This window comes from Streptomyces sp. CG 926 (assembly GCF_003148825.1).
In the GTDB taxonomy this organism is placed as follows: domain Bacteria; phylum Actinomycetota; class Actinomycetes; order Streptomycetales; family Streptomycetaceae; genus Streptomyces.
The window spans coordinates 145,140-154,082 of record NZ_QGGZ01000016.1 but is presented as its reverse complement, the minus strand read 5'-3'; the positions used below and the strand labels follow the sequence as shown (position 1 = coordinate 154,082).

Annotated in this window: 8 protein-coding genes; 7 read left to right on the top strand and 1 reads right to left on the bottom strand. The window is 71.5% G+C overall.

Annotated features, from left to right (window positions below; genetic code table 11):
• The first annotated feature begins 343 nt into the window (after positions 1-343).
• A complete protein-coding gene (locus BCL76_RS39285) occupies positions 344-754 on the top strand; it encodes a hypothetical protein (protein ID WP_181382858.1) in 411 nt (136 codons plus the stop codon).
• A gap of 91 nt (positions 755-845) precedes the next feature.
• On the opposite strand, the gene BCL76_RS34135 is transcribed toward BCL76_RS39285, so the two are convergent.
• On the bottom strand, positions 846-1,469 hold the full coding sequence (locus BCL76_RS34135; RefSeq protein WP_258310066.1) for a TIGR03086 family metal-binding protein: 624 nt from the start codon (positions 1,467-1,469) through the stop codon (positions 846-848).
• A 333-nt stretch (positions 1,470-1,802) separates the two neighbouring features.
• Between BCL76_RS34135 and BCL76_RS34130 the strand changes: the two genes are divergently transcribed.
• From BCL76_RS34130 to BCL76_RS34105, 6 genes are all read left to right on the top strand, one after another.
• Positions 1,803-2,207: a hypothetical protein gene (locus BCL76_RS34130; protein WP_109783243.1), complete on the top strand. Its 405-nt coding sequence runs from the start codon at positions 1,803-1,805 to the stop codon at positions 2,205-2,207.
• 146 nt (positions 2,208-2,353) lie between these two features.
• Entirely contained in the window at positions 2,354-3,973 is a 1,620-nt protein-coding gene (locus tag BCL76_RS34125) for an alpha/beta hydrolase (protein ID WP_109783242.1), read from the top strand.
• 402 nt (positions 3,974-4,375) lie between these two features.
• Positions 4,376-5,047: a DUF4097 family beta strand repeat-containing protein gene (locus BCL76_RS34120; protein ID WP_109783241.1), complete on the top strand. Its 672-nt coding sequence runs from the start codon at positions 4,376-4,378 to the stop codon at positions 5,045-5,047.
• A gap of 477 nt (positions 5,048-5,524) precedes the next feature.
• Positions 5,525-6,187, top strand: coding sequence for a hypothetical protein (locus tag BCL76_RS34115; RefSeq protein ID WP_109783240.1), 663 nt, complete (start codon positions 5,525-5,527; stop codon positions 6,185-6,187).
• Between the two features lie 393 nt (positions 6,188-6,580).
• Positions 6,581-8,308 carry a serine/threonine-protein kinase gene (locus BCL76_RS34110; RefSeq protein ID WP_109783239.1) on the top strand — a complete coding sequence of 576 codons (1,728 nt, stop codon included), beginning with the start codon at positions 6,581-6,583 and terminating at the stop codon, positions 8,306-8,308.
• Between the two features lie 48 nt (positions 8,309-8,356).
• Positions 8,357-8,929 (top strand): NADPH-dependent FMN reductase, encoded by a 573-nt coding sequence (locus BCL76_RS34105; protein WP_109783238.1) that lies wholly within the window; start codon positions 8,357-8,359, stop codon positions 8,927-8,929.
• Positions 8,930-8,943 lie beyond the last annotated feature (14 nt).

Genomic DNA, 8,943 nt, shown 5'->3' with positions numbered 1-8,943 from the left:
GCGCCCTATGGGACGACTCACCCCCACACCCCCCGAACCTCACCCACCGTCACCACACACACCCCCCACACCGACACCCAGCAGCCAGCAGCCAGACACCACCACCCCACCCAAACCAGCGGCAGCCCGGCAAAGGCCACGGCACAGGCCCCCGCACCGACCCACGCCCAGGCAGCCAGGCCAGGCCCCGTCAGCGGCGGAGGCCTCGGCCCAAGCGGTGGCCCTGGCGGCCCAGGCCCAAGCGCCGACCCCCAGCAGCGGTGGCACGGCCCCGGCAGCAGCCCAGGCAAAGACCCCGGCAGAGGCCCCGGCCCGGGCCACGGCGCCGGCCCAGGCGGTGGCGGTGGCGGTGGCGGTGGCGGTGGCGGTGGCGGTGGCGGTGGCGGTGGCGGTGGCGGTGGCCAAAGCGGTGGCGGTGGCGTGCGGTGACGGCACCACCACCGGCCGGACCGCCGTCAACGGCTGCACCAGCAGCCCAGGCAAAGGCCCCGGCAGCGGCGGAGACGGTGGCGGTGACCCCAGCCCCAGCCCGTCAGGTGCCCAGCTGGCCCGCTCCTACGGGGTGACGCAGCAGAGCATGAGCAGCGTGCTGACCAACATGGAGGGCAATCAGGCAATGCCGAACCCGACACACCCCACCCACACCGCAACGCCAGACCCGAAAGACCGACACCGAGACCCCACCAAACCGGAAGACCCGACCGACGAAACAGCACCGGACCCTAAAGGGCCCACGCCGCAACGCCAGGCCTGAAAGACCGCCCGACGCGGTGACGCCGGACCCGAAAGGGCCCGGCCGTTGAGGCCGTGCCGGAAACGAGCCCGAGGGGCCCGGCCGTCTCACGTCACGGCCGGGCGGACGGTGTCCAGCGCGGATCACGCCCGCTCAGGCCCAGGACCCGCTCCAACAGCGGGGCGTCGTCCGGCACGGGCACGATCGGGCCGAAGATGCCTCCGCCACGGTCCCCGTCCGCCGCGGCCGCCTCCAGGAACGAATGCGCGGCACGCAACGCGACCGGATCGGGCACATAGTCCTGGCCCGTGGCCCGCGCCAGATCCCAACCGTGCACCACCAACTCGTCCGCGGCCACCGCCCCCGCGACGACACCCGGCAGGTCCACACCACCCGCACGGGTCGTGCCACCCCAGGCGGCCGGGTCCCGCCACGCCTCGGCCAACTCACCCAAAACCCCGGGCAGCACCTCCCGCCAGTCGGCAGGCAGGGCGGGCGCGGCCTGGCCGGGGGCCGTGTCCGTGGTGACACCCAGATCCTTACGCGCCGCGTCACGGAAAGCCACCGACAGACCCGCGAGATGCCCCAACAGATCACCCACCGACCACACCGGACAAGGCGTACCCGCGGTGAGACGGGCATCGGGAACAGCGACCACCAGACGGGCCACCACACCGGCCTGCGGCCCCAGATCGAAGATCGTCGTACCGGCCATCCGCCACTCCTCCCACAGCATGGACCTGCACAGTAGACCCGCGACCGGACCCACACCCCGCCACGACGCGACACGACACGACGCGTACGGGCCCGCAACACACACCGACACCACACCCCCCGGTACCGCCGGACCGACGCAGGGCAACCAACACACCCCCACCCCCAACCCGCCGCACCCACGAAACAACGGAACAACGGACACACCCCCACTCAGCGGAACCACCGCCACGACGGAGGACAGCGAGCACCCCCACCCCCGCTCAGCGGACCCACCGGACCCGGGGTACGACGGGCACGCCCGCGCTCCCCCGCTCGACGGGCCCACCGCCACGACGGAGGATGAGGAACTGTGATGACAGTCCTGGTGGTCGGCGTACCCGAAGGCCCGGAACTCGAACTGCTGCGCTCACGGATCCAGCGCAACCCCCACTTCCGGGTCGTCTCCCACGCCCACACACCCGACATCGCCCTCGCCCACGCCCGGATCCTCCTCCCCGACATCACCGTCCTGACCCTCTCCGGCAACCTGCGTGAGGACCCCGCCGCCCTCGACGTCTTCCAAGGGGTCCGGGCCCTCGACCCACCCGGCGGAGTCGTACTCCGCACCAGGAACGGAACGACCACCACCGACCTCGACGGCATCACCGCCCACGGAGCCGTCCACCACGTCCGCGCCGGGGACGAAGAAGCACTCATGCGAGCCCTACGCGCCATCGGACAACGACGCGCCACCTGCGACCCCGACCAAATGCCCTGACCCGACCCACGAACCACGCGGCACCGTCAGACGACGTCGTACAACCCTCGTGGTAGCCGGGAATCAACTCCTGGCGGGCCGACAGGGGCGGTGGGCGGACGTTACTTTGTCGTCCGTTCCGAACAGCCGTGACGGAGGAGCGCCGCATGACCCGTTTGGCCGACGACCCCCGCAGGCGCGTGGCGTGGGGGATATCCCTGCTCCTGATCGCGGTCACCGCGCTCCTGGGAGGCGCACCCGGCGCCGCCCGGGCGGCGGCCGGGGCCGCGGTGGGCGCGCTGCCCGTCCCGGTGCTGGCTTGGGGCCCGTGCGATGGGGAGGAGGACGGCTTCGAGTGCGCGACCGCCCGAGTGCCGTTGGACTACCGCCGACCCACCGGGCCCACGCTGGCGCTCGCGGTCACCCGCCGGCCCGCGGGCGACCCGGCGCACCGCACAGGCGTCCTGGTGCTGCATCCCGGAGGGCCCGGCAACTCCGGGGTGGACTTCGCCCGCAACAGCTACGAGGCCCTGCCCGCGGCCCTGCGCGGCGCGTTCGACGTCATCGGGTACGACATGCGGGGTGTGGCGCGCAGCGGGCAGGTGGAGTGCTGGAACGACGAGGAGTACATGACCGCCGTCGACAAGGCGCGCGGTGCGCCCGGGCCCGGGCCTGGGGCCCTGAAAGAGGCCGTGCGACAGGGGGCCGAGTTCGCCGCCGCCTGCCAGGAGCGTTCCGGGGACCTGGTGCCGTTCGTAGGCACCGGGTCGAACGCCAAGGACCTCGACCTGCTGAGGCAGGCGCTGGGCGAGGAGACGCTCTCCTTCTACGGCCGTTCCTTCGGCAGCTACGTCGGTACCGTGTACGCCGCGCAGTTCCCGCAGCGCGTGCGGGCCATGGTCCTGGACGGGGCCTACGATCCGCGCCGCTACGCGGACGTGCCGTACGCGTACGACGCCGGGCAGTTCACCGCCCTGGACGCGGCTGTCGGGCGGTTCCTGGACTGGTGCGGGCGTGATGCGGCGGCCTGCGGATTCGGTGAGGGCCGGCCGCGGCAGGCGTTCGAGGAGTTGAAGCGGAATCTGGACGCCGACCCGGTGATCACGGCGAGCGGACGTCCGGCCACCGGCTACACCCTGGCCTACCGTCTGATGTTCAACATCAACGCGGGCAAGGAGATCTGGCCGTACCTCGGGCAGGCGCTGCGCTCGGCGCAGGCGCGTCAGGCTTCGTTCCTGCTGTCGCCGCCCTCACCCGCGTCGTTCGACTTCCTCAACGTCAACATGGCCGTGGAATGCGCCGACCGCCTCTACCCGGCCAATCGGTTGCTGCTGGGCGCACTGGTGGGCGGCGAGGCGGCGTCCGCACCCTTGTTGGGGCCGCCGATCGGCCTGGGGCCGCCGACCTACGACCACAACCACGCACCCACCTGCGCCCAGTGGCCGGCGGAACGCCCGAGCCGTTTCGGAGGCTCCTACCGGGCGGCGGGTTCCGCCCCGATCCTGGTGCTCGGGACGACCGGAGACCCGGACACCCCCTACCAGGACGCCGTGGCCCTGGCCGGGACGCTGGATCGCGGAAGGCTGCTGACCTTCGACGCCGAGGGGCACACCGCCTACCACCGCAGTGCGTGTGTGAGCACGCTGGTCGACAACTACCTCGCCACGCTGGCCCTGCCCGCGCGGGGCACCGTCTGCGCGGACGAAGCTCCCCCGGAGCCGTTCGGCCGCCGCACAACGGGCACCGAGGTCGACGAGACACGCGACGTGATCCCCGTCCTGCACTGAACGCACCCCAGGAGAGGCGGACGGAGGAGGTGGAAGGGGCCGCAGCCGACATCGGTCGGCTGCGGCCCCTTCCGCGTTGTCGCTCTCGGGTGACACCGGGGTACGAGGAGGCGGTCCTGGCAGTCAGTCACCTCATGATCCGTCATACCGCTGCGGACGATCCCGCAGTTGCGGGCACCCACCCCTCCAGCAGAGCGTTCACCTCCAACCCATTGCAACAGTCTGTGCGGGCATTGTTGCGTTAAGATCGAGACCACTGCAACGAAGTTCCTGCCCTGACCTGTAGAGATGCATATTTCACGCAACATGCATGTTGCCAGCTCATTGAATGCAACGTAGCTTTTCGTTCATCGGAAACCGCGGGGCGCACGGAGCGCAGCCGCTGATGAAGGAGAAGGAACCATGCAGAAGTTCGCCACCACCGCCCCGATCTCCGCCGTCCTGGACATCCCCGCCGGGCTCATCCGGTTCATCGCCGCCGACCGGGCCGACACCACCGTCGAGATCCTCCCCGCCGACGCCTCCGACGGCCGCGACGTGAAGGCCGCCGAGCAGACCACCGCCGAGTACAAGGACGGCGTCCTGCGGATCACCGCCGCGGCCGCGAAGAACAAGCTCGTCGGCCACCCGGGCTCAGTGGAGATCACGGTCCAACTCCCGGCCGGCTCGAGCATCGAGGCGAAGACTGCGGCCGCCGAGTTCCGTGGCACGGGGCGCCTGGGCGACGTCACCCTCGAGAGTGCCCAGGCCACGATCGAGCTGGAGGAGACTGCGGGCGCCCACCTCACCCTCCTGGCCGGCGACATCTCCGTCGGTCGCCTGACCGGCGCTGCCCGGATCAGCACCCACAAGGGCGATCTGCACATCGCCGAAGCCGTCCACGGCACCGTCGAACTGACCACCCAGGCCGGCGACATCACCGTCGGCGCCGCCCGCGGTGTCTCCGCCACCCTCGACGCCGGCACCGCCTACGGCCGCGTCCACAACACCCTCGCCAACACCGACGGCGCCGCCGCCGGCCTGAACATCCGCGCCACCACCTCCTACGGCGACATCACCGCCCGCAGCAACTGAGAACCCCCTACCGGAATGATCTGCGCCAGGTCCGGATCGCCAGGGTCGTCGAAATCGAGGGTGCGGGACCGCGCCGCCACCGAAATCGCCCTACGCCAAGGCCGAGTTACGCACGCCGGAGCCGGAGACGGGGCCGGAACCGGCCGCCTGCGCCCCGCCGAACTCAGCACCGGCGACAAGGCCGAGCCTGGCCTGGCCTGGCCTGGCCACGGTGAGGCCACGGTGAGTCGAGGGCGGCGCGCGTTACCGGGAGGCGGTGACGGACGGCACTGTCCGGCCGTTCGTGCCCGCCGAACCGGCGGCGAGCACTGGGGAGCCCAGCTTCCACCACACTCTCGCAGGGCCCTCGTACAAGGATCCGGTGACGCCCGGCGCGGTCCGCGTTGCCCTGCTCGGTAGGTGATCCTGTGTCACGGGTAGAGGAAGTGCGTACCATTCGCGTCCCGGTATCCCCTCACGACACACATCGAGGAACCTATGACCACCGCCAACAGTGTCACGCGCGTACAAGACGACTACGCCCAACAGATCGCCGGTGATCTCGCCGCGAACCGGGCCGCGCAGGAAGAACGCCGAGCCGAACTGGAGCGGCTGCAGCAGGAACTCGGAGAGCTCGGGGAGGGCGAGAAGGTCTTGCTGAGGATGCAGGACGCCCTGGGCATCGCGGCGCAGTCCAGCGCCGCTCCGTCCGGCGGGCGCGGTACGAAGCCGGCTGCGGTGCCCTCCGCGCGCACCGCGGCCAAGGCCACGAAGAAGAAGCCGCAACCGGCCCCCGCAGCCGCTGCGGCCCCGGTGAAGGCCCCGCGCCCCCGCAAGGCCACCGCCACGAGCGGCGGTACCGGCACCGCCTCCGCCGAGGTGAAGGAGGCTGCGGGCGGCCCGTCCTGGCTCGAACTCGTCACGGCCGTCCTGGCCGGGCGGACCGAACCGCGATCGGCTGCCGAGGTGACCGAAGCCATCGGTGCCGCGCACCCCACCCGCAAGGTCCAGGCTGCGGTCATCCGCAACACCCTCGAACAGGGTGTCGCCCGAGGCCTGCTGGAACGTTCCAAGCAGGGCCGATCCGTGTACTACAGCCCGACCGTCCCCACCCCGGCAGCCCCCGCCACCGAACGGCCGCAACCGCAGCCGCAACCGTAGCCGTAGGAAATCCGGTCAACCCCGTTCCCCCGTAAGGATGGTCCGTCCCCCGTCCCCCGTCCCCCGTCCCCGTACCGCACCTGGCACGGGGACGGGGGGTGGGTGTGGACCGTACCCGTGGGACGCGACCGCTGCCCCGCGGTGACGAGCAAATCGTGCGGGGTGGGTGCGAGTGCGACGCGGTGTCCGTCAGCGGGTGGGCAGGACGGTCACGGCCTGGCCGACGCTGCTTCCGTACTCCCCGTACTCCCCGTGCTTCCGGCGCTCCCCATACTCCCCTCGCCGCCCCCGGGGAGGACGCCGTCGGGAGCCGTCCTCTAGGGTCCATCACGGCGGCCCGTCGGGCGGTCCGCACGGTGCGGGCGGACAACGGCCGTAGGGCAGGGGGAACTGATGCAGTCGTTGCGGCCCGCAGACCCGCCGGAGATCGGCGGCTACCGTCTGCTGGCACGGCTCGGATCGGGCGGCATGGGCGAGGTGTTCCTCGCCCGGACGGCCTCCGGGCGGGCGCTCGCACTGAAGACCGTGCACCGCGAGCTGAGCCAGGATGCGGACTTCGCCGAACGCTTCGACCGCGAGATACGCACGAGCGACCGGGTGCGTTGCCCGTGGACGGTGTCGGTGGTGGACTTCAGCCCACCGGGGGCTTCCCCGCAGTGGCTCGCGACCGAATACGTGCCCGCACCCTCCTTGGGTGACTGGGTACGCGGCTGGGGCCCGCTGGAAGCGCCCGCCGTACGGCGCCTGGGACAAGAACTGTCCGCCGCCCTGGTGAGCGTGCGCGCCGCCGGCGTCGTCCACCGTGACATCAAGCCCGCGAACGTACTCCTCGGCGCGGAACGGCCCTTCCTCATCGATTTCGGAATCGCCCGAACCGTCCACGACTCACGACACACCCGGACCGGCACGGTCATCGGCACACCCGGATTCCTGGCACCCGAACAAGCCACCGGCACGGTCGCCGGAGCCGCGGCCGACGTCTTCTCCCTCGCCGCAGTCCTCGTGTACGCGGCAACCGGCCGCAGTCCCTTCCTCGCCGAGGGCGAGGAACTGGACCTACCAGCCCTGCTGTACCGGATCGTGCACGACGAGCCGCGGCTCGAAGGCGTACCGCAGCAGCTGCGTACGGTCGTGCAGGAATGCCTGGCCAAGGATCCGCAGGAACGTCCCGACGCCGAGGAGGTCCTGGCACGCCTCGGTGACGGCCCCGACGAAGCAGCCTGGGGACCTACGGCCCCGCAGGCCCTGGCGGCCGAAACCGGACGCCGGGAGACCGAACTCCACCAACTCCTCACCCAGTCCGACACCACCGGCCCCGGCTCCGGCCCGGGCCCCCGCCCCAGCCCCAGCCCCAGCCCCAGCCCCGGCAACAGCGCTCCCCCCGCGCACGCGCACGCCTCCGCGCCCGCGCCGCTGTCACCGCCCCCGCAGCCGCAGCAGCTGCCAGCGGTGGGGCCGGGGACGGGTCCGTTCCCGGGAGCGGGAGCACCCTCGGGTGCCGAAACCCCGCCGTACTTCCCTGCAGCTCCCGGGCGCGGGCAGGGCGTCCTGCGCTCACGGACGGCCGGTGCGGCCGCGGGCGCCGGCGCTGTCGTCGCCACGGCCGTCGCACTCGCGGTATGGCTCCCCGGACACAACGGCGGCGGGGACGGCGGTCGCGGTACCCCCTCCCCCAGCGTCGCACCCGCATCGTCCACGCCCCCACCGTCGGCGGCGGCGGGCGCGCTGCCCGTCGCGTGGGCCGGTACGTGGTCGGGGCTCGGGCCCGGAACACCGGAAGCGGACGGTGTGACGCGGGCCCGGACGGGTCAGTTCGCGGTCACGGTCACACTGAACGGCGGGGCGGTGGGCGAACTGGTGGGTCGACAGGTCAGTGACCTCGAGGAGATCTCCACAGGACGCAACCTCGGATGCACCGAAGCCCTCCAACTACGGCAGGTCCGCGGGAACAGCGCCGTGTTCGAAGCGGTCACCAGCCACCCCACCGACCGCAGCGCGGTCATCGAGTGCCCGCGAGGCAACCTGTACATACTGACGATGACCGGGACGGACCGGCTGACACTCGAGTCGGAAGGCGCGCAATCGGCAGGGGCTCCTACCTCGCTGGCCCGCCGCCCCTGACCCACACACTTTGACCTCAACCGGACTTGATGTCCTAGACATGGGGTCATGACCACCCCACTTCGTATCGCACTCGTCGTCGCCAGCACCCGGGAAGGCCGGTTCGGACCCACCGTCGCCCGCTGGTTCCAGACCGTCGTCACCGACCGCACCGACATCGAACTCACCGTCGCCGACCTGGCCGACGCCGACCTTCCCGCGCACTGGACCCCCGACCCCGCACGCCCCACCCGCGCGTTCGCCGACCATCTGGCCGCCGCGGACGCCTACGTGATCCTCACCCCCGAGTACAACCACTCCTTCCCCGCCTCACTGAAACAGGCCATCGACATCACCGGACACGTCTGGCGACGTAAGCCCGTCGGTTTCGTGTCCTACGGAGGCCTCTCCGGCGGCCTGCGCGCCGTCGAGCAACTCCGCCTCGTCTTCGCCGAACTCCACGCCACCACCCTCCGTGAAACGGTCAGCTTCCACCAGTTCCCCTTCGACGAAACCGGCACGCCCCACGACACACACAACGCCGAACGAGCCGCGACAACCCTCCTCGACGACCTCCTGTGGTGGGGCCACGCCCTACGCACGGCACGCCACGACGACAAGGCAGTAAGCGAAACCACCTGAGCCCCATACTTCGC